Consider the following 22,733-nt stretch of genomic DNA (forward strand, 5'->3'; position numbering starts at 1 on the left):
TCCGAAGAACAGCGCCTTTATTACTGTAGGCGGATACTTTTTGGACAAGTCCTACAGTTGCAGGATCAGGGTCTTTAGCGGTGGCTGCTGGTCTTGTGAGGGAAAGTCCGCGCCCGGGGTCATGATTTTCCAGTCGCGGACCGTACGCCCGGCTTTTTCAGCGCAACGCAGTACCTGCTCACGCCAGTCATCCATGCTGACTTTTGCCAGGTTGTTGCAGCAGATCAGCACGCCACTATCGGCCGTCGCCAGCAGCGCCGGCTTGAGCAGGCTTTGATAGTCACGCAGCAGGTCGACGGTGCCGAAGGCGCTTTTGGCCCAGGCTGGCGGGTCGAGTAACACCAGGTCGTATTGGCGTTGCTCCAGGCGTGGATAACTCGGTAGCTTCTGGCCGCGCCGCTGAGTGATCGGCAGGCCAGCCAACTGGCGGATTGCCGGGAAGTAGTCCGATTGCACAAACTCCATGGCCGGCAGTTGCGGGTTGAGCTGACCGTTTTCGCGACCGACCGCGAGGTTGCTCTCGGCGAAATCCAGGTTGCACACTTCACGGGCGCCACCGGCCGCTGCGCTCAGGCCCACGCCGCAGGTGTAAGCGAACAGGTTCAGTACGCTTTTGCCGGCACTGTGATCCTTGACCCAACCGCGGGTGTTGCGCAGGTCGAGAAACAGCAGGGGGTCTTGCCCGGCATGGCGGCCGCGCACGCGGTAATTGAGTCCCCATTCGTGGCCGACCAGGTCTTCCAGGGCGGCAGGTTCTACGCAGTAGACCGTGTCTTCGCGGTCGATGCGCGAGTTGCCTCGGGAGCGGTCGTTGTAGACCAGCAGCAGTTCCAGGCCCAGGTGCTGATTAATGGCTTGGTGCAGCTCCAACAGATCGCCTCTTTCCAAGGACTGGTGAAAGCTTTGTACCAGCAGCTGCGGGCCATAGCGGTCAATGGTCAGGCCGCCGGCGCCTTCCTGGCTGCCGTGAAACAGGCGATAGCTATCGGTGCCTTGCGCGTGAAGCTCAACAAGCAGGTCTTGGCGATGATCGAGGGCGGCGCGCAGCGCCTGATTCAGGGAAGACATGGAGCGCGCCTTGCTGGGTGATTGGGGGCGCAGGAGTTTAACAGTTCTCAGCTCTGTGGTGCCGCTGACGCAGTTATCGCGGGCAAGTCTGCGATGCTTTTAAAGCAGGCCCATACGCCTGTGGGCTCTTTGTACTGAGCCGTTACGCATTGCCCAGCGCAACAACGGCGCACTACGCCTGACACCTGCGCGGATCAGTTGGCGTTGCAACGGGCTTTGTTGTTGCCCAAGCATGTCACTGGCCCAGTCCGGCAGCAGATCAATACCGGCCTGCATCATCAGCGAGCCAAAGGGTTTGGCCAGGGTGCTGGGGGCGGGCGCATTGAGCAGCAGCTGCATCACTTCTCGGCTGCGATCGTCACACAGCAGTTGTGGTCGAATTCGTTCGAGGTAGTCGGCCACTTCCTGACGTGAGCGCGGCACATGACGAGCCCCCAGTTGCTCGGCGACCAGGGCGATTTCGGTGTAGTACCGGTCCTGATCCCTTGGCGATAAATCCGGGTTGTGATAACGCAGATGGGCGGCGAGGAAGTTGCTGACTTCAGCCACATGCACCCAAGTCAGCAACTCCGGATCGCTGGCGGCATAGGGTCGGCCATCAGGCGCATGGCCGACCACTTGCAGGTGGATGGTGCGCACCTTTTCGATCAGCCACTCAGCGTCGCGACGGGAACCGAACGTGGTGCCGGAAATGAACTGCGAGGTGCGCCGCAAACGCCCGAGCATGTCTTCGCGAAAATTTGAATGGTCCCAAACCCCGGCCAGCGCCAGGGGATGCAACGCCTGCAGCATCAAGGCGCTGATGCCGCCGATCAACATACTGCTGAAGTCACCATGGACCTGCCAGCTCACTGAGCCCGGGCCGAACAGGCCTGGATCGCCCTTGGGGTTTTCCAGGTCCAGATTGCCCAGGGACAGCCCCGTCAGGCTCATCAGCTGGGTTTCGATGCGGCTACGCAAAAATTCCATGGCGACTCGGGTTCTCCTATCGGTTCAGGCGTTTGTCGATCAGGCCCTCGACCACGCTGGGATCGGCCAGGGTCGAGGTATCCCCGAGGCTGTCCAGTTCGTTGCAGGCGATCTTGCGCAGAATGCGCCGCATGATCTTGCCTGAGCGGGTTTTCGGCAAGGCCGGCGCCCACTGGATCAACTCGGGCTTGGCAAAGCTGCCGATCTCTTTACTGACTAGTTCCAGCAAATGCTTTTTCAGTTCGTCGCTGGGCTCGACGCCATTCATCGGCGTGACAAACGCATAAATGCCCTGGCCCTTGAGGTCATGGGGATAACCTACCACCGCCGCCTCGGCCACCTTGTCATGCAGCACCAGGGCGCTTTCCACCTCAGCGGTACCGATGCGGTGGCCCGATACGTTGATCACGTCATCAATGCGCCCGGTGATCCAATAGTCACCGTCCTCGTCCCGTCGCGCACCGTCGCCGGTGAAGTAGTAACCGGGATAGGGCTTGAAGTAGGTGTCGATCATCCGTTGCGGATCGCCATAGATGCTGCGGATCTGCCCTGGCCAACTGGACTTGATTGCGAGAATGCCGCTGCCAGCACCGCTGATTTCCTTGCCTTGCTCGTCGAGTAGCACCGGTAGCACGCCGAACATCGGCTGGGTCGCACACCCCGGCTTGATGCGTTGGGCGCTGACCAGCGGGCTGAGCATGATGCCGCCGGTCTCAGTCTGCCACCAGGTATCGACAATCGGGCAGCGTTGTTCGCCGACCGCATTAAAGTACCAGTCCCAGGCTTCCGGGTTGATCGGCTCGCCGACACTGCCCAACAACCGAAGGCTGGCGCGGGAAGTATTTTCCAGTGGGCCGTGGCCTTCGCGCATCAGGGCGCGCAATGCGGTGGGAGCAGTGTAGAAGATATTGACCTGGTGTTTGTCGATCACTTGCCAGAAGCGCGAGCTGTCCGGATAACTCGGCATGCCCTCGAACATCAACGAGGTCGCGCCATTGGCCAGCGGCCCATAGACGATGTAGCTGTGGCCGGTGACCCAGCCGACATCGGCGGTACACCAGAACACCTCGCCGTCGCGGTAATCGAGCACGTATTTGAAGGTCATCGCCGCTTGCAGCAAGTAGCCGCCGGTGGTGTGCAATACGCCCTTGGGTTTGCCGGTGCTGCCGGAGGTGTAGAGGATAAACAGCGGGTCCTCAGCGTCCATGGGTTCGGGTGGGCAGTCGGCGCTCACGGCGTCCAATGCCTGTTGATACTTGAGGTCGCGGCCTTCCACCCAATTGACTGCCGCGCCGGTACGCTCAATTACCAGCACCGTGCTGACGTTGGGGCAACTGGCCAGGGCCTTGTCGACATTCTGTTTCAGCGGCACTGGTTTACCGCCCCGTACGCCTTCATCGGCAGTGATCACGGTGCGGCAGTCGGCGTCGAGAATACGGTCGCGCAGGGCGTCCGGGGAAAAACCACCAAACACCACCGAGTGCACGGCACCGATGCGCGTACAGGCCAGCATGGCGTAGGCCGCTTCGGGGATCATCGGCATGTAGATACACACGCGATCGCCTTTCTTCACGCCGCGGTTTTTCAGGACGTTGGCCAGGCGGCAAACGTTTTGATGAAGTTGGCGGTAGGTGATTTTGGAGGATTTTGTCGGATCATCGCCCTCCCAGATGAAGGCCGGCTGATCGGCGCGTTGCGCAAGGTGACGGTCGATGCAGTTGTAACTGACGTTCAGTTGACCACCGGCAAACCAGCGGGCGGCGCCGGTGTTGATGTCTGATTGCTGGACGCTTTGCCAAGGTGTGATCCAGTCGAGAAAGCGCTTGGCCTGTTCTGCCCAGAAGGTGTCGGGTTGCTCGATGGATTGGCGGTAGAGGCGCTGATAGTCCTCTTGACTGAGTTGCGCAGCTCGGCGGACGGCATCGGCGTTGGGGAACGTGCTGATATCGAACATGAGGGATCCTTATTCTTGTTATTTGCGACAAGAGATAAAGATGCACCCTGTGGAGGGAGGGTTCAAGGCCAACGTCCAAACGGACGTTGGCCTCTTGAGGCTCACATCAACCGCGGTGGCGACCGCGGAAGTAGTTGATCAACCCTTGGGTCGAGGCATCATCGGCCGGCTCTTCTTCGCTGCCGGTCAGGCGGTTGTAGACGCCTTTACCCAGTTCTTTGCCCAGCTCCACGCCCCATTGGTCGAAGGCGTTGATGCCCCAGATGACGCTCTGCACGAACACTTTGTGCTCATACATGGCCACCAGCGCGCCCAGGCGACGAGGGCTGATGCGCTCCACCACCAAGGTGTTACTTGGACGGTTGCCGGGGATGACCTTGTGCGGTGCCAGTTTCTGCACCTCGTCTTCGGCCATGCCCTTGTCACGCAGCTCGGCTTCGGCTTCGCTGCGAGTCTTGCCGAGCATCAGTGCCTGGCTCTGGGACAGGCAGTTGGCGTATAGCCACTGGTGATGATCGGAGACCGGGTTGAAGCTGACAATCGGCACGATAAAGTCGGCCGGGATCAGTTGGGTGCCTTGGTGCAGCAGCTGGTGGTAGGCGTGCTGGCCGTTGCAACCTACACCACCCCAGATGACCGGGCCGGTATCGGTGGAAACCGGCGTGCCATCTTGGCGCACGCTCTTGCCGTTGGATTCCATGTCCAGCTGTTGCAAGTGCTTGGTGATGTTACGCAGGTAGTGGTCGTACGGCAGGATCGCGTGGCTTTGCGCGCCCCAGAAGTTGCCATACCACACGCCCAGCAGACCCAGCAGCACCGGCATGTTCTGCTCGAATGGTGCGGTCTGGAAGTGCTGGTCCATGGTGTAGGCACCGGACAGCAGTTCCTTGAAGTTGGACATGCCGATGGCCAGGGCGATAGGCAGACCAATGGCCGACCACAGCGAGTAACGGCCGCCGACCCAGTCCCACATTGGGAAGATGTTTTCTTCGCGGATACCGAAGGCCACGGCCGCCGCGTTGTTGCTTGATACGGCGATGAAGTGGCGATACAACTCAGCTTCCGAACCACCCTGGGCCAGGTACCAGGCGCGAGCGGCCTGGGCGTTTTTCAGGGTTTCCAGGGTGTTGAAGGACTTCGACGAGACGATAAACAGCGTGGTCTCGGCGCGCAGCTTCATGGTCAGCTCGTGGAACTCACTGCCGTCGATATTCGCCAGGTAATGGCAGCGCACACCTTTATGGGCGTAGGACAACAGCGCTTCGGATACCAGCTCCGGGCCGAGGAACGAGCCACCGATACCGATGTTGACCACGTCGGTGATTGGCTTCTCGGTGTAACCGCGCCACAGGCCGTCGTGGATTCGGCCCACCAGGTCAGTGATCTGGTTCAGCACTTTATGCACGTCGGGCATGATGTTCACGCCGTTGACCGACAGCTTGTCGCCAACCGGGCGGCGTAGCGCAGTGTGCAGCGCCGGGCGATCTTCGGAGGAGTTGACTGGCTCGCCGTTGAACAGCGCCTTGATCGCGCCCTGAAGGTCGACTTGCTCGGCCAACTCCACCAGCAGGTCGCGGGTTTGGCTGGTGATCAGGTTTTTTGAGTAATCGAGGAAAAGTCCGCAGTTGCTCAAGGTGAATTGGGTAAAGCGCTGTGGATCGGCATTAAAGGCTTCGCGCATGCTGAAATCCTGCATGGCTTGGCGGTGTTGATTGAGCGCTTGCCAGGCGGGCAGAGCGGTAACGTCATGGGGAGTGCGGTAGTACGCCATCGCTGCGGGTTTCCTTTTTATTGCTGGGACTGCCTTTAGGACATTTGAAAGCCCGGAACGTCCAGTTTTATGCCGTGGAAGTATAAAACGATGGGTTACGGTCTACTGCGTCAACGCCAACCAATAACGCAGGGCGATTACAGTAAACCTCGCGACTCATTCTGTCTTGGCTTTGTCTGCGCTGTGGCCGGTACTTTTTTATACCGGCGCATCAGGCAGTGCAACAGGCGGGCTGCTTTTGGGGGGGAAGCGGCGGGTCAGTCAGTTCAGGTTCAGATGCAGGTTGTCGATGAGCCGGGTAGCGCCCAGATAGGCTGCCACCAGAATCACCACATCCCGGTCTTCAGCGGTTGCCGGGCGAAGGTGCTGGCCCTGGCGAACCTCCAGGTAGTCCATGCGCAGGCCGGCGGCCTCAATCTGCTGGACCTGCTCGGCGCGCAACCTGGCGAAGTCACGCTCACCGCTTTTAATGGCCTTGGCGATCTGGCTGAGGCTGCGGTAGAGCACTGGGGCGATTGCCCGTTGTTCTTCGCTGAGATAACCGTTACGCGAGGACAGCGCGAGCCCGTCGTCCGCGCGGACGGTGGGTTCGCCGATGATTTGGATCGGCATGTTCAGGTCATGCACCATGGCGCGAATGACCGCCAGTTGCTGATAGTCCTTCTGGCCAAATATCGCCAGGTCAGGCTGGACCATGTTGAACAGCTTGCTGACCACTGTTGCCACGCCTTCGAAGTGCCCTGGACGGCTGGCGCCACACAGGCCTTCGGACAGGTGCGCAACACTGACGCGCGTCTGGCCGGTCGTGCCGCCGGGATACATTTCCTCAACGGTGGGTGCAAACAGCAGGTTGCAACCGGCCTGCAGGAGTTTTTCCTGATCCGCCGCCAGGGTGCGCGGGTATTTGTCCAGGTCTTCGCCTGCACCAAATTGCAGTGGGTTGACGAAAATGCTCGCCACCACGAAGTCCGCTTGCTGGCATGCCTTGCTGACTAGCGTTGCATGGCCGCTGTGCAGGTTACCCATGGTAGGCACGAAGCCGATACGTTTGCCCGCGCTGCGGGCGTGGGCGACGGCGGCACGCAGTTCGCGCACGGTCTTGACGGTGTTCATGCAGAAAACCCGTGTTCGGTGCCTGGGAAGGTGACGGCTTTGACTTCGGTGACGTAGGCGCTCAAGGCGGCCTGGATGCTGTCTTGGCCGGCCATGAAGTTTTTCACAAACTTCGGCGCGCGACCGGTGAGGGCCAGCCCGAGCATGTCATGCAGGACTAGGACTTGGCCGTCGGTGGCGGCGCCTGCACCAATGCCGATTACCGGGATCTTCACCGCCTGGGTGATTTCTGCGGCCAATTCACTGGGTACGCATTCCAGCACGATCATGGCGGCGCCAGCTTGTTCCAAAGCGATGGCATCGGCCCGCATCTGGCGCGCCTGGGCTTCATTGCGGCCCTGGACCTTGTAACCGCCAAGGATGTTGACCGACTGCGGCGTCAGGCCCATGTGTGCGCACACCGGCACGCCACGCTCTGCCAGCAGGCGGATCGACTCGGCGAGCCAGGCGGCGCCTTCCACTTTGACCATGTGCGCACCGGCCTGCATCAGTTGGGCGCTGTTGTTGAAGGTTTGCTCAAGCGTGGCGTAGGCCATGAACGGCAGGTCGGCGATGATCATGGCCCCCTCGTTGCCGCGTTTGACGCTGGCGACGTGGTACGCGATCTCGGCGGTGGTGACGGGCAGCGTGCTGTCATTCCCTTGTAGGACCATGCCCAGGGAGTCACCCACCAGTAACACCTCGACTCCGGCCTGGCAGCAAGCCTGGGCGAAGGTGGCGTCATAGCAGGTCAGCATGGTGATTTTTTCACCCTTGAGTTTGAGGCTCTGCAAGGTGGTCAGGGTAATGTCTGGCATGAAAAGGGTCCTCGTTCAGGCGCTTGGAAACAGCGAGTAACGCGCGTGAATCTTCGTTTATACAGGCGCACTTTCTTAAAAAACAGTGCTTATAAGGCCTGGATTGCGCCCTTCAGCGCCGGGTTGGCGGCAGCGGGACGCCTATAGTCGTGAGGAGGACTCTGGAAGTCAATTGGATGTGTTACCGCATTGTTACGATCGGGGTGTTACCGCTGTTACTGATGCGATTCAGCAGGAGTGAGGCGCTCCAGACCAACGAACGGGCAGTCGGCGAGCAGGTCGCTGAGGATGCGGCCATCGGCCAATTGCAGGCTGGCTGGCGCCAGTTCGGCCAACGGGTAAAGCACGAACGCTCGCAAATGCATCTGATAGTGCGGCACCTTGAGGCGCGGCTCATCAATCAGCCAATCGCCGAACAGCAATATGTCCAGGTCCAGGGTCCGCGGGCCCCAACGCTCAAGACGCTCACGGCCTTGGTCGTTTTCAATTGCTTGCAACGCATCGAGCAGTTCGATGGGCGCGAGGGTGCTGTCCAGGGCAGCGACCGCGTTGGTATAACGCGGTTGGCCTGGGAGTAACGAATCACTTTGATAAAAGGCGGAGACGCCCGCCAGCGTGGTGTTTGGCAATTGCGCCAATGCCTGGACGGCATTGTGCAATTGCTCTTCGGGGGCTGACAGGTTGCTGCCCATTCCGATGTAGACGCGCTTCATCGGACTTACTCGCCAGACGCGCTCGGGGTGTCGGCAGCACTGCGTTTACGCTTGCTACCGCTGCTGCGACGGCGCTTTTTCGGTGCATCGCCGGTGCCGTCGCCCTTGCTGCTGAGCTCACGAATCATCTCGCGACGTTCGCTGTCGTTGGCATCCTGATAGTTGGTCCACCATTCCCCCAAGCCGTCGGTCTGCTCGCCAGCGCTTTCACGCAGCAGCAGGAAGTCGTAACCAGCACGGAAGCGCGGATTGTCGAGCAGCAGGTCGGCGCGTTTGCCGCTGCGCCGTGGCAGGCGTTCTTGCATGTCCCAGATCTCGCGGATCGGCATGGTGAAGCGCTTGGGGATTGCGATGCGTTGGCACTGTTCGGCGATCAGTTCATGAGCCGCTTCCTGTATGGCCGGAATAGGCGGCATGCCACGGTTCTGCAAGCGCATCACCCGCGCTGGCAGCGCTGGCCACAGGAGCGCGGCAAACAGGAAGGCCGGGGTTACCGGTTTGTTCTGTTTGATACGCAGGTCGGTGTTGATCAACGCTTCGCTGATCAGCGTGTGGGTGTAGGTCGGGTTGTGCTCCAGTGCTTCGGCGCTGGCGGGGAACAGCGGGTCGAACAACTGCAGGTCCACGAGCATTTCGAAGGTGTCGGCGGCGTAGCCGGAGAGGAACAGCTTGAGTACCTCTTCGAACAGGCGTGCCGAAGGGATTTCCCGCAGCATTGGCGCAAGTTCGCGAATCGGCGCGGCCGTGTGTTTCTCGATGCCGAAGTTCAGCTTGGCAGCAAAGCGCACTGCCCGCAGCATCCGCACCGGGTCTTCCTGGTAGCGTTGCGTCGGGTCGCCGATCAGGCGCAGCAGGTTGTTGCGGATATCGTGTACGCCATTGGCGTAATCGAGGATGCGCTCGCTGACCGGATCGTAGTAAAGGGCATTGATGGTGAAGTCGCGGCGTTGCGCGTCCTCTTCCAGGGTGCCGTAGACATTGTCTCGCAGGATGCGCCCGCTTTCGTTGCGGGAAGACTGGTTGCTGTCTTCCTCTTCATCGTTTTGCGGGTGATTGGCACGGAAGGTCGCCACTTCAATGATTTCGCGACCAAAGTGGATATGCACCAACTTGAAGCGCCGACCGATGATTCGCGCATTGCGAAACTCGGCACGCACTTGCTCCGGCGTGGCGCTGGTGGCGACGTCGAAATCCTTGGGCGTGATGTTGAGCAACATGTCGCGCACACAGCCGCCCACCAGGTAAGCCTGGTAGCCTGCGTTCTGCAAGCGTTCGACGATGTTCACCGCATAACGGCTGAACTGGGCGCGTTGCAGCGAATGTTGGCTGCTGTTGAGCACTTCAGGCGTGCTGCGTTTATGTTGCGTACGACGCAAGGGAGAACGGAATGACTGGAACAACTTCTTCAGCATGGGATGCACTGTTTGAAGGAATGTTCGGCCATAACGAAGAATGACCGCATGATGGGCGGGGATTCTAGCATTTAGTCAGGGGATGGTGTAGGAACAAGCTGCAAGCCTTGAGCCAGAAGCTTAAAAGAGTGGTGATATCGGTCAATCGCGCAAGCCAAATTGTAGAAACTACAAGGGGAGCCGAAGCTCCCCGAGAAAGTAGTTGCGTACTCTATTTTTATTATTGATTTCGGGCTTCTTGTTTTTGTTGATCGCCCTCGCCATGAAGCTTCACCTTCATGACACTCCCAATTGGGAGTCAAGAGCAAACGGATTGCTTTGGTCGCTGTGTTGCGATGATCAATGATCCAACCAGTTCAGGCTCTGCCTTAGGGCAGTTTTTGTTGTTCTCGGCCTGGTTGCGGGGCAAGCCCCAAATGCAACGCCTCTCCAAAAGAATCAGTTAGCTGCGCCTCCGCCGTGTTGTTTTTATTATGCGTGAGTCGATTCGTCTTATTTTTATTGTCTTTTGCATTGCTTGTTATTGTTCTTGTACTAAACATATAGCAGGGTGCGTGCCAACTTTTGCGCGGGCCAGCAAAATAGGGGCTAAAGGCGCTTTCGGGTTTTTGGCAGGCAAAAAAAAGCCGGGACTTCGTTACCGTAAGCCCCGGCTTTTGTTACGTGAAATATCTGAGGTAACAGTTTTTTCACATTTGAGGGTGTTACCTGGTGTGAAGCTGCATCAGCTTTCGCTGGCAACCCCGGTCTTGCGCCGTGGAATACCCAGGCGCTGGCGCCGTTCCCACAGGCATTTGCGGCTTACACCCAGCTTGCGGGCCAACTCGGTCTCGGTCATATGGTCCTGATGCTCAAGGACAAAGTGCTGGAAGTAATCTTCCAGTGACAAATCTTCCGTCGGCTCATGGCTAGTGTTACTGACGCCCTGTTGTGGGGCCAGGCCGATGAAGTCGTCATCGTGCAGATCGCTCAGCTCGATATCGATACCCAGCAGTTCGGCGGAAATTTCCGGGCTCTCCGACAGGATCACTGCACGTTCCACCGCGTTTTCCAGTTCTCGCACGTTACCGGGCCAGGAGTAATGCCTGATCGCCTGCTCGGCATCGGCGGCGAACTTCAGGTCGGTGCGGTTAACCCGTGCGCTCTGGCGTATCAGGAATGCATCTGCAATCTCATTGACGTCGGCGCCACGCTCGCGCAGGGCTGGCAACTTGAGCGCGATCACATGCAGGCGATAGTAAAGGTCTTCACGGAACTGTCCGATTTTCGCCAGGCCTTTCAGGTCCCGGTGAGTGGCCGCGATCAGGCGTACATCGACCTTCTGCGACTGCACCGAACCGACCCGACGAATCTCGCCTTCCTGCAGCACCCGCAGCAGGCGTGCCTGGGCTTCCAGAGGCAGTTCACCGATCTCGTCGAGGAACAACGTGCCGCCATCCGCGGCTTCGACCAGGCCGGCACGACCGGCACTGGCACCGGTAAAGGCGCCTTTTTCGTGGCCGAACAGTTCGGACTCGATCAGGGATTCAGGAATCGCTGCACAGTTCACAGAGATCATCGGTGCCTTGGCGCGCTTGGACAGGTTGTGCAGGGCGCGGGCCACCAGCTCTTTACCGGTGCCGGACTCGCCCTGGATCAGGACATTGGAGTCGGTGGGCGCTACTTTGCGGATCTTGCTGTACAGGTCCTGCATTGGCGGGCAGGAACCGATAATGCCGATCTCGCCATTACTGTTGTCGACCCCCGGCTTGTCGGCGCCGTTGACGGCCTTGCCCGCTGGGCGCTCGGCTGGAGCGCTGCTGACTGACTGCCGGTCACGCAGAATACGGGCCACGGCCTGGAGCATTTCGTCGTGATCGAAAGGCTTGGCGATGTAGTCCACCGCGCCCATCTTCATCGAGTCCACCGCCGAGCGCAGGCTGGCGTAGCTGGTCATGATCAGTACCGGGGTACCTTGGCCAAGCTTGATCAGTTCGGTGCCAGGCGCGCCAGGCAGGCGCAGGTCACTGACGATCAGGTCGAACGTGGGAATGCTGAAACGCTCTTGGGCTTCCTGCACCGAGCCGGCTTCGCTGACCTGGTACTGATTACGTTCAAGCAAGCGACGCAAGGCAGAGCGGATAATGGTTTCGTCTTCGACGATCAAAATGTGTGGCATTGATTCAGTTCTCTCGACGGTCTCAGTTCACAGCGGACGTCGCTTCGACATGACGCGGCAAGGTCACCCGAATACGGGTGCCGCGTTGGCTTTCGGTGTCAGCCGGGCTGTCGATGGTGATTTGTCCATAATGCTCTTCAACGATGGAATAGACCAGTGCAAGGCCCAGACCGGTACCTTCACCCGGATCCTTGGTAGTGAAGAAGGGTTCGAACAATCGGTCCATGATGTTCTGTGGAATGCCGCTGCCTTCGTCCTCGACGATCAGGTCGACTGTGTGCTCGAAAACCTCGCTCTTGACCCGTACCGCGCTGCCGGCCGGCGATGCGTCGCGGGCGTTGGACAGCAGGTTGATTAGCACCTGGGCCAAGCGTTGCGGGTCACCATCGACCCAATGTTCCGGGTCGCACAGGTTAAAGAACTGTACTTCGAAATTGCGCCGGTTCAAGGCCAGCAGCCCAATGGCATCTTGGGCGACTTCGGCCAGGCACACTGCTTCATCGCGATTCTGATGACCGCCCGCGTGGGCAAAGCTCATCAGCGATTGCACGATGCGCGAGACACGCTTGGTTTGTTCGAGGATTTGCCCGCTGATTTCGGTGATTTCGTCGTCTTCTTCGCGCTCTTCCCGCAGGTTTTGCGCAAGGCAGGCGATACCGGTGATCGGATTGCCGATTTCATGGGCTACGCCGGCTGCCAGGCGCCCGATGCTGGCCAGGCGTTCGGAGTGCACCAGTTTGTCTTCCAGCATCTGGGTTTCGGTGAGGTCTTCCACCAGCAGCACCAAACCGCTGTTGCCAGGCGCCAGGGGCTCGTCGATTGCCGCTTTGTGCAGGTTGAGCCAGCGGGTCTGGCCGTCGAGGGTCAGGTGCTGTTTGTGCAAGTGCTCATCCGGCAGGTTGATGAAGCCTTGAAGTAATTCTTTCCACGGATCGCCAATGGTGTTCAGGCGCGAGCCCACCACACGCTGGGCAGCGATGCCGGTGAGTTCTTCCATGGCCTTGTTCCACATCAGGATTTCTTGATCCTTGGCCAGGGAGCAGACACCCATGGGCAGTTCCTGCAAGGTTTGGCGGTGGTAACGACGCAAGGCATCGAGTTCGGCGGCAAGGCCGGTGAGGCGCGAGTGGTAGTCCTCCAGCCGGCTCTCGATGAAGTGGATGTCTTCGGTGACGTAGTTCTCGCCGCCGGCCTTGTAGGGCAGGAAAGTCTCGACCATGTCCTGGGACACGCTGGGGCCCATCAACCCGGAGAGGTTGGCTTCGATGCGGTCACGCAGGCGGCGTAGCGCATACGGCCGGCGCTCGTCGAAGGGCAGGTAGAGATCGCGCAGGGCCTGTTCGACTTCCTTTTGCGCGGCCTTGGCGCCCAGGGGCTTGGCCAGTTGCGTGGCGAATTCCTGGGGCGAGGCGGCATGCAGTTCCCGGCGTTGCGGGCGACGCACGTTATCTACCGCACAGGCTTCGGCAGCGCTGGTTTCTTCGGGGCTGGCGTTGGTGAATAGCGAGATCAGGGTGAACATCAGTACGTTGGCCGCCAGCGAGGCAATGGCTGCCATGTGCCAACTGGTGTCGTCCAGCACGTAGATCATGTTCAGCAACGGAATGTAGAAGCCTTGCAGATTGCCCACCAGCGGCAGCAGCATGGTCACCAGCCACACCAGTATCCCCGCCAGGAGCCCTGCGATAAAGCCGCGACGATTGGCAGTCGGCCAGTACAGCACCGACAGCACGCCTGGCAAAAACTGCAAAGTGGCAACGAAGGCGACGATGCCCAGGTTGGCCAGGTCCTGCTCGGCGCCCAGCAGCAGATAGAAACCATAACCGGCCATGATGATCGCGACGATCAGTGCCCGGCGGGTCCACTTCAGCCAGCGGTAGATGTTGCCTTCAGCGGGTGGCTGGTACAGCGGCAGCACCAGGTGATTGAGCGCCATGCCCGATAGCGCCAGGGTGGTGACGATGATCAGCCCGCTGGCGGCGGACAACCCGCCGACGTAGGCCAGCAGCGCCAAGGACTTGCTGTTGGCCGCGATACCAATGCCCAGGGTGAAGTATTCCGGGTTGGTGGTGGCGCCCAGCTTCAGGCCAGCCCACAGGATCAGCGGCACCGCCAGGCTCATCAGCAAAAGGAACAGTGGCAAGCCCCAACTCGCGCTTACCAATGAGCGCGGGTTGAGGTTTTCGGTAAACGTCATGTGGTACATGTGGGGCATGACGATGGCCGAGGCAAAGAACACCAGCAGCAAGGTGCGCCACGGGCCTTCTTGCAGCGGAGTGTGCAAGGCGGCGAGGGCGGTCTGGTTTTGCAGTAGCCACATTTCCAACTGCTGTGGGCCGTCGAATACGCCGTACAGCGCATAGAGCCCGACGCCGCCAATGGCGATCAGCTTGATCACCGACTCAAAGGCAATCGCAAACACCAGGCCTTCGTGTTTTTCGCGGGTGGCAATATGCCGTGAACCGAAAAAAATTGTGAACAGGGTGATCAGCGCGCAGAAACTCAGGGCGACCCGGTATTGCACGGGTTCTCGGGTGAGGATGCCAATCGAATCGGCCACCGCCTGGATTTGTAGCGCCAGCAACGGCAACACGCCGATCAGCATGAAAATCGTGGTCAGCGCCCCGGCCCAAGTGCTGCGAAAGCGGAAGGCAAACAGGTCGGCCAGGGACGACAGCTGATAGGTGCGGGTAATTTTTAGAATCGGGTACAGCAGCACCGGCGCCAGCAAAAACGCGCCCGACACCCCGAGGTAGCTGGACAGAAAGCCGTATCCATACTGATAGGCCAGGCCCACCGTGCCATAAAACGCCCAGGCACTGGCATACACGCCCAGCGACAAGGTGTAGGTCAACGGATGGCGAATGATCGCCCGCGGAATCATTCCGCGCTCACTGATCCAGGCTACCCCGAACAGCGCGGCCAGGTAGGCGGCGCTGATCAGCAGCATCTGGGTCAGGCTAAAGCTCATCGGCATCTTTTTGGCTCTGCAGGATGAAAGTCACAACGATCAGGATCAGCCAAAGCAGATAGGGCCGATACCAGGCACCCGTGGCGTCGATCCACCAATCCATGATGGCGGGGGAAAACAGATAGATCCCGACGACCAGCAGGAGGACCAATCGATAGATATACATACTGGCCTCTGATTGAAAAACTCGTTGAAGTAGCGGCTTTTTTGTAGGTGCGAGCGCCTATACAAATAAAACTGCGGCGATGGTAACGGATGGGCGCCAAGCTGCAAGCGCCCTTAACGTAATTGCGCTTGCGCCAAGGTGAGTGTGCGCGGGATTTGGCTGGCGTCCCAGTGACGGATGCCCCAATCCAGCAGTTCCCGTGGGCTGGCGTGATCCAGTTCATTACCTGGTTGTTGGCCAAGGGCGCGCAACGCTCTGAGCAACAAAGGCGTGGCCTGGTCGCTGGTCAAGGGCGGTGAACGGTAGGATTTGCCCAGCTTGTTGCCGTCGGGCTGGGTGATCAGCGGCACATGCAGGTAACGCGGTTGCGGCAAGCCGAGCAGCTCCTGCAGATACAACTGGCGCGGTGTAGAGTCGAGCAAGTCGGCGCCCCGCACGATATCGGTGACACCCTGCCAGGCATCGTCGAGGACCACGGCCAATTGGTAAGCATAAAGGCCGTCTCGGCGGCGGATGACAAAGTCACCTACATCCCGGCCCAAGTGCTGTCGGAATTCGCCTTGTACGCGGTCGGTAAAGTGGTATTCCAACTCCGGTGCCCGCAGGCGGATAGCGGCGTCTTGCTGGCCATGGCCGGCATTGCGGCACAGCCCCGGATAAATGCCATTGTAAGGTTCCAGTTGTTTGCGCGAGCAGGTGCAAGCGTACGCCAGGCCGTGGTTGAACAGGCGATTGACGACTTCTGCGTAGGCATCATGCCGTGCGCTTTGTCGGACCAACTCGCCGTCCCACTCGAAGCCATAGCGTTCCAGGGCAGTGAGGATGGCCGCTTGGGCGCCGGGCTCTTCCCTAGGCGGGTCGAGGTCTTCCATGCGCATCAGCCATAGGCCCTTGTTTGCGCGGGCGTCGAGGTAGGAAGCAAGGGCTGCGACCAGCGAACCGAAGTGCAGGTGACCGCTGGGGGTGGGGGCGAAGCGCCCGATATAGGAGGAGGCTGTCATGGGGTGGATGTTACTGGAAAAGCCGTAAACGGCAGATACAAAAATGGGGCGTTTGCACGCCCCATTCGTTCAGCTCGACAGTGTTTACTTGCCGACCTGTTTTTCCTTGATTTCTGCCAAGGTCTTGCAGTCCACGCACATGTCGGCAGTAGGACGCGCTTCCAGACGCTTGATACCAATTTCTACGCCGCAGGATTCGCACCAGCCGTAGTCTTCGTCTTCGATCAATTGCAAGGTCTTGTCGATTTTCTTGATCAGTTTGCGCTCGCGATCACGGGCGCGCAGTTCAAGGCTGAACTCTTCTTCCTGGCTGGCACGATCTGCCGGGTCGGGGAAGTTGGCCGCTTCGTCTTTCATATGGTCAACCGTGCGGTCGACCTCCTGCATCAAGTCCTGTTTCCACTTCTGCAGAATCTTAGTGAAGTGCTTACGCATGGGCTCGCCCATGTACTCCTCACCCTTCGATTGTACGTAGGGTTCGAAGCCGCTGATGCTCTGTTGCTTTGCTTGGGTGGGCATGAATGGACCGCCTCTCACTCTTCTAATCCATTGCGCAGGATTGCAACGTCGCCGACACCTGCCGGCCCTGCGGCTGCAAGCGGGCGAACTTACCAGATCGCTTCGAGGCGCGCTACTCCCTGTTGTCGAAGCGACGTCCCGTGCCGGCCGAAAAGCGGCGCAAGCCGCAGCAGGGCTGGCTTGTACCGCCTTGAATATGGATTTTAGTCGTTTTGCAGACGGTTGCCGTACCGTCTGGCGCGGACATCAGGGTAATAGAGCAGGTTTTGCGTCGCCGGTTGGGTAGAATCGGGGTTTGCATTCACAGTTAAGGAAGGCTAATGGCTCAGCCCTACAGTGCCCGCAGTCGCGCTATCGAACCTTTCCACGTCATGGCGTTGCTGGCGCGGGCTAATGAGTTGCAGGCTGCCGGTCACGATGTGATTCATCTGGAAATCGGTGAGCCGGACTTCACCACGGCGCAGCCCATCATCAAGGCAGGGCAGGCCGCCCTGGCCAATGGCAAGACGCGCTACACCGCAGCTCGCGGTTTGCCTGAGCTGCGCGAAGCCATCAGCGGTTTCTATCAGCAACGTTACGGCCTGAGTGTCGATCCCGAGCGGATTCTGATTACGCCGGGTGGCTCGGGAGCCCTGCTATTGGCCAGCAGCCTGCTGGTGGACCCCGGTAAACACTGGCTGCTGGCGGACCCAGGCTACCCGTGCAACCGGCACTTTTTGCGTCTGGTGGAAGGCGCGGCGCAACTGGTCCCGGTCGGGCCGGAGGTGCGCTATCAACTGACCGCTGATCTGGTGGCTCGCCACTGGGATCAGGACAGCGTCGGCGCACTGGTCGCCTCGCCAGCTAATCCCACCGGGACGATCCTGACGCGCGACGAATTGGCCGGGCTGTCAAACGCGATCAAGGCGCGCAACGGGCATTTGGTGGTGGATGAGATTTATCACGGGCTGACCTATGGCACTGATGCCGCCAGCGTGCTGGAAGTCGATGATGAGGCCTTTGTTCTAAATAGTTTTTCAAAGTATTTCGGAATGACCGGCTGGCGCCTGGGCTGGCTGGTGGCGCCGCCCGCGGCGGTCGGTGAGCTGGAGAAGCTGGCGCAGAACCTCTACATCAGCGCACCGAGCATGTCCCAGTACGCGGCCTTGGCCTGCTTCACCGAGGAAACACTGACTATTCTTGAGGAGCGCCGTATTGAATTTGGCCGTCGCCGTGACTTCCTTCTGCCAGCGTTGCGGGAGCTGGGTTTTGGTATCGCTGTCGAGCCCGAAGGTGCCTTTTACTTGTACGCCGATATCAGCGCATTTGGCGGCGATGCCTTCGCGTTTTGCCGGCATTTCCTGGAAACCGAATATGTGGCCTTTACTCCAGGCCTGGATTTTGGCCGTTACCAAGCCGGTCACCATGTACGGTTTGCCTACACGCAAAACCTCGATCGGCTACAGGAAGCTGTAGAACGGATTGCCCGTGGCTTACGGAGCTGGCAAGGCTGATGCGCTTTAATCCTCCCCTCGAAGAGGGTCGGCTGATTCGCCGATACAAACGTTTTCTCGCCGATATCGAAACCGTTACCGGCGAGTTGTTGACCATTCACTGCCCAAACACAGGCTCGATGTTCAATTGCATGGTTGAAGGCGGTCAGGTCTGGTTCAGCCGGTCCAACGACCCCAAGCGCAAGCTGCCAGGCACTTGGGAAATCAGCAAAACACCACAGGGGCGCCTGGCCTGTGTCAACACGGCTCGCGCTAATCAACTGGTGGAGGAGGCGTTGCGGGCGGGGGTGATTACCGAGCTCAATGGCTTTACCGGCTTGAAGCGCGAAGTGGCCTACGGTCAGGAAAACAGTCGCATCGACTTCCGCCTGGATTACCCCACGGGCGCGGCGTATGTCGAAGTCAAAAGTGTCACTTTGGGCTTTGACGGAACGTCAGTCGCGGCGTTTCCTGATGCGGTGACCCAGCGAGGGGCCAAGCACCTGCGCGAGCTGGCGCATTTGGCCCGTGACGGCGTACGGGCGGTGCAGTTGTATTGCGTCAACCTGTCCGGCATCGACGGGGTACGGCCCGCCGAAGAAATTGACGCGGGTTACGCTGCCGGGTTGCGCGAGGCCAAGGCCGCTGGGGTTGAAATCCTGGCGTACGGGGTGCGGGTTAGCTCGCAGGAAATTTGCATTGACCGCCGATTGGACGTGCTGCTCAGCGACTAGAGTTGCACCCACAACCCTTGTTCGTCTTCGCGGCCGTGCAGGGAGGTTAGGCTTTGACCCGCACAGGGGCCGGCGATGCATTCGCCGGTCTCGATCAGAAACAGCGCACTGTGGGTCGCGCATTGAATCAGGCTGGCGCTTTGATCGAGAAAATGGTCAGGCTGCCATTCCAACGGCACACCACGATGGGGGCAGCGATTGACATAGAAGTAGGCGATGCCTTCCCTGCGCACGGCGAATAGCTTGTGGCCATCGATATCGAAGCCGCGGCTGCTGGCTTCAGTAAGGATGTGTGAAGGGCAAAGAAACTTCATATTTACTCTCAGGTGGTGCGGGTAAAGGGCTGCAGGACGATCCGGATTTTGCCCGTGTGTCCGGCGCTTGACGTTTAAATGCAAACAATTATCAAATGCCAGCTTCGCCCGTTAGCTAGCTGCGTGCTCAGTACGATGCCAGGCAGCCTTGATCTGTCACATGACTGAGTGGTTCAGTGGGTCCACCCCTTTGAAGGAAACCCTTTTATGCGCCTGAGTGCCAGCGCTATTGCGATTGTTGTCGGACTGCTGGTCAACCACGGGGCTCAAGCCTCTGAACTGCCGCAACGCTGGGTCAGTGCCGGCGGTGCGTTATCGGAGTGGGTGACGGCTCTGGGCGGCGAATCGAAGTTGGTGGGGGTCGATACCACCAGCCAGCATCCTGAATCCCTCAAGGCACTGCCGAGCATCGGTTACCAGCGTCAGTTATCGGCCGAGGGCATTCTTAGTCTGCGTCCGCAAATCCTGGTCGGTACTGAAGAAATGGGCCCGCCACCGGTGCTGGCGCAGATTCGCAGTGCTGGCGTGCAGGTGGAGATGTTTTCGGCTCAGCCTGACCTGCCGACGCTTGAGGGCAATTTGCAGCATTTGGGCAAGCTGCTGGGTAGCGATGCCAAGGCGTCAGAGTTGTTTGGCGTCTATAAAAAGCAGCTTGAGCAGCAAAAAGGCTGGGTGGCTCACGCTCAGTCCACGCAAAAAGCGCCAGGGGTCTTGTTGGTGTTGGGGCATGCCGGTGGCAAACCGTTGATTGCAGGTAAAGACACGGCCGCCGACTGGGTGCTGCAACAAGCGGGTGGTCGTAACCTGGCCACCCACAGTGGCTACAAACCGTTTTCCGTCGAGTCCTTGGCGGGCATGAGTCCCGAGGTGCTGGTGTTCTCGGATCGTGCCCTGAGCGGTGACGCAGCGCGCGCGGCGCTGTTCAAGGAAAACCCGATTCTCGCGGCCACTCCGGCAGCCAAGGTCGGTCGGGTCTTTGAGCTGGACCCTACTTTGCTGGTGGGGGGGCTGGGCCCACGTCTGCCAAAAAGTCTGGTGCGACTGTCCGCGGGCTTTTACCCGTCCCAGGTTAAAACCGCCCCATGACCACTCTGGTTAAACCGCGGACGCTGTTCATTGGCTTGAGCCTGCTGTGTGTACTGGCGATCTGGCTGTCATTAGCCCTGGGGCCGGTCAGCTTGCCGTTGCTCGATACATTGCGGGCGGCATTGCGCTTGCTTGGCGTGCCGATTGAGGCGCAGGGCCTGGAGCAGGCGGAGTTGATTCTTGGCCAGATCCGCTTGCCGCGCACCCTGCTGGGGCTGGCGGTTGGCGGCGTGCTGGCGCTGTCGGGCGTTGCCATGCAGGGGCTGTTTCGCAACCCATTGGCCGATCCAGGCTTGGTGGGGGTTTCCAGTGGTGCGGCGCTGGGGGCGGCGGTTGCGATTGTCGGTGGTTCGATCTTTGGTGGTTTGCCCGATGCCTTGGGGCCGTACTTGCTGTCGCTGTGCGCGTTTCTCGGCGGTTTGGGGGTGACTGCACTGGTCTACCGCCTGGGACGGCGCAATGGCCAGACCAACGTTGCCACGATGTTGCTGGCCGGTATCGCGCTGACGGCGCTGGCCGGCTCGGCGGTCGGCCTGTTTACCTACCTGGCAGATGACGCCACGCTGCGCACCCTCACTTTCTGGAACCTGGGTAGCCTTAACGGTGCCAGCTATTCGCGGTTGTGGCCGTTGTTGTTGGTCAGTGCGGGTGTGGCGCTGTGGCTGCCCCGCCGGGCCAAGGCGCTGAATGCCCTGTTGCTGGGCGAATCGGAAGCCAATCACCTGGGAGTTGATGTCGAGGGCCTTAAGCGTGAATTGGTGTTTTGTACGGCGCTTGGTGTAGGTGCCGCGGTGGCGGCGGCGGGGATGATCGGCTTTGTCGGCCTGGTGGTGCCGCATCTGGTGCGCCTGCTGGCGGGGCCGGATCATCGCGTCTTGCTACCTGCGTCGGTGCTGGCGGGCGCGAGCCTGCTGTTGTTCGCTGATCTGGTGGCCCGCCTGGCCCTGGCGCCGGCGGAGTTGCCCATCGGTATTGTTACCGCCTTTATCGGCGCCCCGTTTTTTCTTTATTTGTTGTTGCGAGGACGCGCCTGATGCTGCGAGTGGACAACCTGCAGATCCGTCGCGGCAGGAAAACTGTGCTGGCCGACGTGACTCTGGATCTGAGACCGGGGGAAGTACTCGGCGTGCTAGGTCCCAATGGCGCGGGCAAAAGCACCTTGCTCGGGGCGCTGTGTGGCGAGTTGCAGCCCGATAAGGGTCAGGTATGGCTGGACCAGCTCGAATTGAAGGAGTGGAGCGGGGCGCAACGGGCTCAGCGTCTGGCGGTATTGCCCCAGACGTCTACTTTGGACTTTGCTTTTCGTGTCGAGGAAGTCGTCGGCATGGGTCGTCTACCTCATCAAACCGGTCGGGTGCGTGACGATGAAATCATTAGCGCCGCCCTGCATGCTGCTGATATCGGCCACTTGAGTGGTCGCAGCTATCTGGCCCTGTCCGGCGGTGAGCGTCAGCGTGTTCACCTGGCGCGGGTGCTCGCGCAACTGTGGCCGGGCGAGGCGGGGCAGACCTTGTTACTGGATGAGCCGACGTCGATGCTCGATCCGTTGCACCAGCACACTACCTTGCAAGCGATTCGCACTTTCGCTGACCGCGGCGCGGCGGTGCTGGTGATCCTGCACGATCTGAACCTGGCTGCCCGCTACTGTGACCGCATATTGCTGCTGGAAGAGGGGCGTCCGCATGCCCTCGATTCTCCGGCGCAGGTCTTGCGTCCAGAACCTCTGAAAGCGGTGTTTGGTCTTGATGTATTGGTGCAGCCGCATCCCGAGCGCGGGCATCCGTTGATCATTGCCCGCTGAAGCAGCAGTGCGGTTCAGGATGCTTTTCTCCAGGCAAAAAAAGACCCGGCAAGAGCCGGGTCAAATAACCGTGATTAGCCTGATGAGGAGATAATCTGAGAGTCCGAACCAATGGTCTTTCAGTTATCGGCTGATCTCGCGACCAGTTGCGATAATCATAACGATTCTCATTTGAGAGTCAACATTTGTTTTTGCTGTCTTTTTCACTTTTCTCAAATACTCGCTTGGAATCCCCGGAAACATTAGGTCAATTGGTCGTTTCAGTTTTTTTGCCGTGTCAAAAGAGCTTCCAGCTGACGATTCAAGGCTTCTTTGCGCTCTGCCGGAATATCGTTCCAGTGCACATCCATCAGCGCCCCTTCGATGGCATACAGCAGCACTTTGGACGCCCGGAAGCCTCGGGTTCGTACCGCCCGGTAAGCGTCTACCGCCCCCAGGCGACGCAGGTCCGAAGCACTGTGGATGCCCACCGCATGCAGCCACTGCGCCGACGTTTTGCCCAGGTTTTTCAGGTGTTGCAGCTCATCATTCATCAAGCCTCCTTGCGACGGCCGAATGGTGCGGTGGGTATCGTGACCAGGCAAGCCTGAAAGGAGTGTAGCGCTCAGTAGGAAAAGCGTAGTTCTTTGCTCGGAAACGACGCAAAAGCTTCTAAGGCTGACGCTGGAAATTTGACGGCAGGCAGATGAAGAGAGCCCGGCCCGCGTTGCGCGT

General features: G+C 59.6%; 20 protein-coding genes. 5 read left to right on the plus strand and 15 right to left on the minus strand.

What is annotated here, in order from left to right:
- Positions 1 to 51 precede the first annotated feature (51 nt).
- The 13 genes from ACZRJ6_RS22620 to dksA all read right to left on the minus strand — a co-directional run bounded on the left by ACZRJ6_RS22620 (position 52) and on the right by dksA (position 16,612).
- Positions 52 to 1,068, minus strand: coding sequence for a class I SAM-dependent rRNA methyltransferase (locus tag ACZRJ6_RS22620; RefSeq protein WP_463970176.1), 1,017 nt, complete (start codon positions 1,066 to 1,068; stop codon positions 52 to 54).
- A 99-nt stretch (positions 1,069 to 1,167) separates the two neighbouring features.
- The gene (locus tag ACZRJ6_RS22625; protein ID WP_463970177.1) at positions 1,168 to 2,037 is read right to left on the minus strand and encodes an oxygenase MpaB family protein; all 870 of its coding nucleotides are present in this window, start codon (positions 2,035 to 2,037) and stop codon (positions 1,168 to 1,170) included.
- Positions 2,038 to 2,053: 16 nt separating this feature from the next.
- A complete protein-coding gene (gene acs, locus ACZRJ6_RS22630; protein ID WP_463970178.1) occupies positions 2,054 to 3,991 on the minus strand; it encodes an acetate--CoA ligase in 1,938 nt (645 codons plus the stop codon).
- A gap of 106 nt (positions 3,992 to 4,097) precedes the next feature.
- A complete protein-coding gene (gene pgi / locus ACZRJ6_RS22635; RefSeq protein ID WP_463970179.1) occupies positions 4,098 to 5,762 on the minus strand; it encodes a glucose-6-phosphate isomerase in 1,665 nt (554 codons plus the stop codon).
- Positions 5,763 to 6,023: 261 nt separating this feature from the next.
- On the minus strand, positions 6,024 to 6,875 hold the full coding sequence (gene panC, locus ACZRJ6_RS22640; protein WP_463970180.1) for a pantoate--beta-alanine ligase: 852 nt from the start codon (positions 6,873 to 6,875) through the stop codon (positions 6,024 to 6,026).
- Positions 6,872 to 7,672: a 3-methyl-2-oxobutanoate hydroxymethyltransferase gene (gene panB, locus ACZRJ6_RS22645; RefSeq protein WP_463970181.1), complete on the minus strand. Its 801-nt coding sequence runs from the start codon at positions 7,670 to 7,672 to the stop codon at positions 6,872 to 6,874. The genes panC and panB overlap by 4 nt, the downstream gene beginning before the upstream one ends.
- A gap of 215 nt (positions 7,673 to 7,887) precedes the next feature.
- On the minus strand, positions 7,888 to 8,385 hold the full coding sequence (gene folK / locus ACZRJ6_RS22650; RefSeq protein WP_463970182.1) for a 2-amino-4-hydroxy-6-hydroxymethyldihydropteridine diphosphokinase: 498 nt from the start codon (positions 8,383 to 8,385) through the stop codon (positions 7,888 to 7,890).
- 5 nt (positions 8,386 to 8,390) lie between these two features.
- Positions 8,391 to 9,797, minus strand: a complete 1,407-nt coding sequence (locus ACZRJ6_RS22655) for a polynucleotide adenylyltransferase PcnB (RefSeq protein WP_463970183.1) — start codon at positions 9,795 to 9,797, stop codon at positions 8,391 to 8,393.
- Between the two features lie 724 nt (positions 9,798 to 10,521).
- Complete coding sequence (locus ACZRJ6_RS22660) at positions 10,522 to 11,955, minus strand: sigma-54-dependent transcriptional regulator (RefSeq protein ID WP_463970184.1); 1,434 nt, start codon at positions 11,953 to 11,955, stop codon at positions 10,522 to 10,524.
- 22 nt (positions 11,956 to 11,977) lie between these two features.
- Positions 11,978 to 14,932, minus strand: a complete 2,955-nt coding sequence (locus tag ACZRJ6_RS22665; protein WP_463970185.1) for a sensor histidine kinase — start codon at positions 14,930 to 14,932, stop codon at positions 11,978 to 11,980.
- Positions 14,916 to 15,092 (minus strand): hypothetical protein, encoded by a 177-nt coding sequence (locus ACZRJ6_RS22670; protein WP_003176118.1) that lies wholly within the window; start codon positions 15,090 to 15,092, stop codon positions 14,916 to 14,918. The genes ACZRJ6_RS22665 and ACZRJ6_RS22670 overlap by 17 nt, the downstream gene beginning before the upstream one ends.
- A 113-nt stretch (positions 15,093 to 15,205) precedes the next feature.
- The gene (gene gluQRS / locus ACZRJ6_RS22675) at positions 15,206 to 16,093 is read right to left on the minus strand and encodes a tRNA glutamyl-Q(34) synthetase GluQRS (RefSeq protein WP_463970186.1); all 888 of its coding nucleotides are present in this window, start codon (positions 16,091 to 16,093) and stop codon (positions 15,206 to 15,208) included.
- An 84-nt stretch (positions 16,094 to 16,177) separates the two neighbouring features.
- A complete protein-coding gene (gene dksA / locus ACZRJ6_RS22680; RefSeq protein WP_133103526.1) occupies positions 16,178 to 16,612 on the minus strand; it encodes an RNA polymerase-binding protein DksA in 435 nt (144 codons plus the stop codon).
- 320 nt (positions 16,613 to 16,932) lie between these two features.
- Here dksA and ACZRJ6_RS22685 point away from each other — a divergent pair, with 320 nt between their 5' ends.
- Positions 16,933 to 18,105 carry a pyridoxal phosphate-dependent aminotransferase gene (locus tag ACZRJ6_RS22685; RefSeq protein WP_463970187.1) on the plus strand — a complete coding sequence of 391 codons (1,173 nt, stop codon included), beginning with the start codon at positions 16,933 to 16,935 and terminating at the stop codon, positions 18,103 to 18,105.
- On the plus strand, positions 18,105 to 18,818 hold the full coding sequence (gene sfsA / locus ACZRJ6_RS22690) for a DNA/RNA nuclease SfsA (protein ID WP_463970188.1): 714 nt from the start codon (positions 18,105 to 18,107) through the stop codon (positions 18,816 to 18,818). The genes ACZRJ6_RS22685 and sfsA overlap by 1 nt, the downstream gene beginning before the upstream one ends.
- On the opposite strand, the gene ACZRJ6_RS22695 is transcribed toward sfsA, so the two are convergent.
- Entirely contained in the window at positions 18,815 to 19,132 is a 318-nt protein-coding gene (locus ACZRJ6_RS22695; protein ID WP_463970189.1) for a Rieske (2Fe-2S) protein, read from the minus strand. The genes sfsA and ACZRJ6_RS22695 overlap by 4 nt on opposite strands.
- A gap of 207 nt (positions 19,133 to 19,339) precedes the next feature.
- Between ACZRJ6_RS22695 and ACZRJ6_RS22700 the strand changes: the two genes are divergently transcribed.
- Genes ACZRJ6_RS22700 through ACZRJ6_RS22710 form a run of 3 tightly spaced genes read left to right on the plus strand, consistent with a single transcriptional unit; the run spans position 19,340 to position 22,019 of the window.
- Positions 19,340 to 20,218, plus strand: a complete 879-nt coding sequence (locus ACZRJ6_RS22700; protein WP_463970190.1) for a heme/hemin ABC transporter substrate-binding protein — start codon at positions 19,340 to 19,342, stop codon at positions 20,216 to 20,218.
- Positions 20,215 to 21,252, plus strand: a complete 1,038-nt coding sequence (locus tag ACZRJ6_RS22705; protein ID WP_133103531.1) for a FecCD family ABC transporter permease — start codon at positions 20,215 to 20,217, stop codon at positions 21,250 to 21,252. The genes ACZRJ6_RS22700 and ACZRJ6_RS22705 overlap by 4 nt, the downstream gene beginning before the upstream one ends.
- Positions 21,252 to 22,019: a heme ABC transporter ATP-binding protein gene (locus tag ACZRJ6_RS22710; protein WP_149413204.1), complete on the plus strand. Its 768-nt coding sequence runs from the start codon at positions 21,252 to 21,254 to the stop codon at positions 22,017 to 22,019. The genes ACZRJ6_RS22705 and ACZRJ6_RS22710 overlap by 1 nt, the downstream gene beginning before the upstream one ends.
- 260 nt (positions 22,020 to 22,279) lie before the next feature.
- Here the strand turns inward: ACZRJ6_RS22710 and ACZRJ6_RS22715 are convergent, their stop codons facing one another.
- A complete protein-coding gene (locus tag ACZRJ6_RS22715; protein WP_463970191.1) occupies positions 22,280 to 22,552 on the minus strand; it encodes a TfoX/Sxy family protein in 273 nt (90 codons plus the stop codon).
- Positions 22,553 to 22,733 lie beyond the last annotated feature (181 nt).

It is taken from the genome of Pseudomonas sp. C321 (assembly GCF_055407105.1).

What these genes read in the sequence shown, in the direction of transcription:
- ACZRJ6_RS22620 (WP_463970176.1), bottom strand. Translation starts at nt 1,068, where the DNA reads ATGTCTTCCCTGAATCAGGCGCTGCGCGCCGCCCTCGATCATCGCCAA.
- ACZRJ6_RS22625 (WP_463970177.1), bottom strand. Translation starts at nt 2,037, where the DNA reads ATGGAATTTTTGCGTAGCCGCATCGAAACCCAGCTGATGAGCCTGACG.
- acs (WP_463970178.1), bottom strand. Translation starts at nt 3,991, where the DNA reads ATGTTCGATATCAGCACGTTCCCCAACGCCGATGCCGTCCGCCGAGCT.
- pgi (WP_463970179.1), bottom strand. Translation starts at nt 5,762, where the DNA reads ATGGCGTACTACCGCACTCCCCATGACGTTACCGCTCTGCCCGCCTGG.
- panC (WP_463970180.1), bottom strand. Translation starts at nt 6,875, where the DNA reads ATGAACACCGTCAAGACCGTGCGCGAACTGCGTGCCGCCGTCGCCCAC.
- panB (WP_463970181.1), bottom strand. Translation starts at nt 7,672, where the DNA reads ATGCCAGACATTACCCTGACCACCTTGCAGAGCCTCAAACTCAAGGGT.
- folK (WP_463970182.1), bottom strand. Translation starts at nt 8,385, where the DNA reads ATGAAGCGCGTCTACATCGGAATGGGCAGCAACCTGTCAGCCCCCGAA.
- ACZRJ6_RS22655 (WP_463970183.1), bottom strand. Translation starts at nt 9,797, where the DNA reads ATGCTGAAGAAGTTGTTCCAGTCATTCCGTTCTCCCTTGCGTCGTACG.
- ACZRJ6_RS22660 (WP_463970184.1), bottom strand. Translation starts at nt 11,955, where the DNA reads ATGCCACACATTTTGATCGTCGAAGACGAAACCATTATCCGCTCTGCC.
- ACZRJ6_RS22665 (WP_463970185.1), bottom strand. Translation starts at nt 14,932, where the DNA reads ATGCCGATGAGCTTTAGCCTGACCCAGATGCTGCTGATCAGCGCCGCC.
- ACZRJ6_RS22670 (WP_003176118.1), bottom strand. Translation starts at nt 15,092, where the DNA reads ATGTATATCTATCGATTGGTCCTCCTGCTGGTCGTCGGGATCTATCTG.
- gluQRS (WP_463970186.1), bottom strand. Translation starts at nt 16,093, where the DNA reads ATGACAGCCTCCTCCTATATCGGGCGCTTCGCCCCCACCCCCAGCGGT.
- dksA (WP_133103526.1), bottom strand. Translation starts at nt 16,612, where the DNA reads ATGCCCACCCAAGCAAAGCAACAGAGCATCAGCGGCTTCGAACCCTAC.
- ACZRJ6_RS22685 (WP_463970187.1), top strand. Translation starts at nt 16,933, where the DNA reads ATGGCTCAGCCCTACAGTGCCCGCAGTCGCGCTATCGAACCTTTCCAC.
- sfsA (WP_463970188.1), top strand. Translation starts at nt 18,105, where the DNA reads ATGCGCTTTAATCCTCCCCTCGAAGAGGGTCGGCTGATTCGCCGATAC.
- ACZRJ6_RS22695 (WP_463970189.1), bottom strand. Translation starts at nt 19,132, where the DNA reads ATGAAGTTTCTTTGCCCTTCACACATCCTTACTGAAGCCAGCAGCCGC.
- ACZRJ6_RS22700 (WP_463970190.1), top strand. Translation starts at nt 19,340, where the DNA reads ATGCGCCTGAGTGCCAGCGCTATTGCGATTGTTGTCGGACTGCTGGTC.
- ACZRJ6_RS22705 (WP_133103531.1), top strand. Translation starts at nt 20,215, where the DNA reads ATGACCACTCTGGTTAAACCGCGGACGCTGTTCATTGGCTTGAGCCTG.
- ACZRJ6_RS22710 (WP_149413204.1), top strand. Translation starts at nt 21,252, where the DNA reads ATGCTGCGAGTGGACAACCTGCAGATCCGTCGCGGCAGGAAAACTGTG.
- ACZRJ6_RS22715 (WP_463970191.1), bottom strand. Translation starts at nt 22,552, where the DNA reads ATGAATGATGAGCTGCAACACCTGAAAAACCTGGGCAAAACGTCGGCG.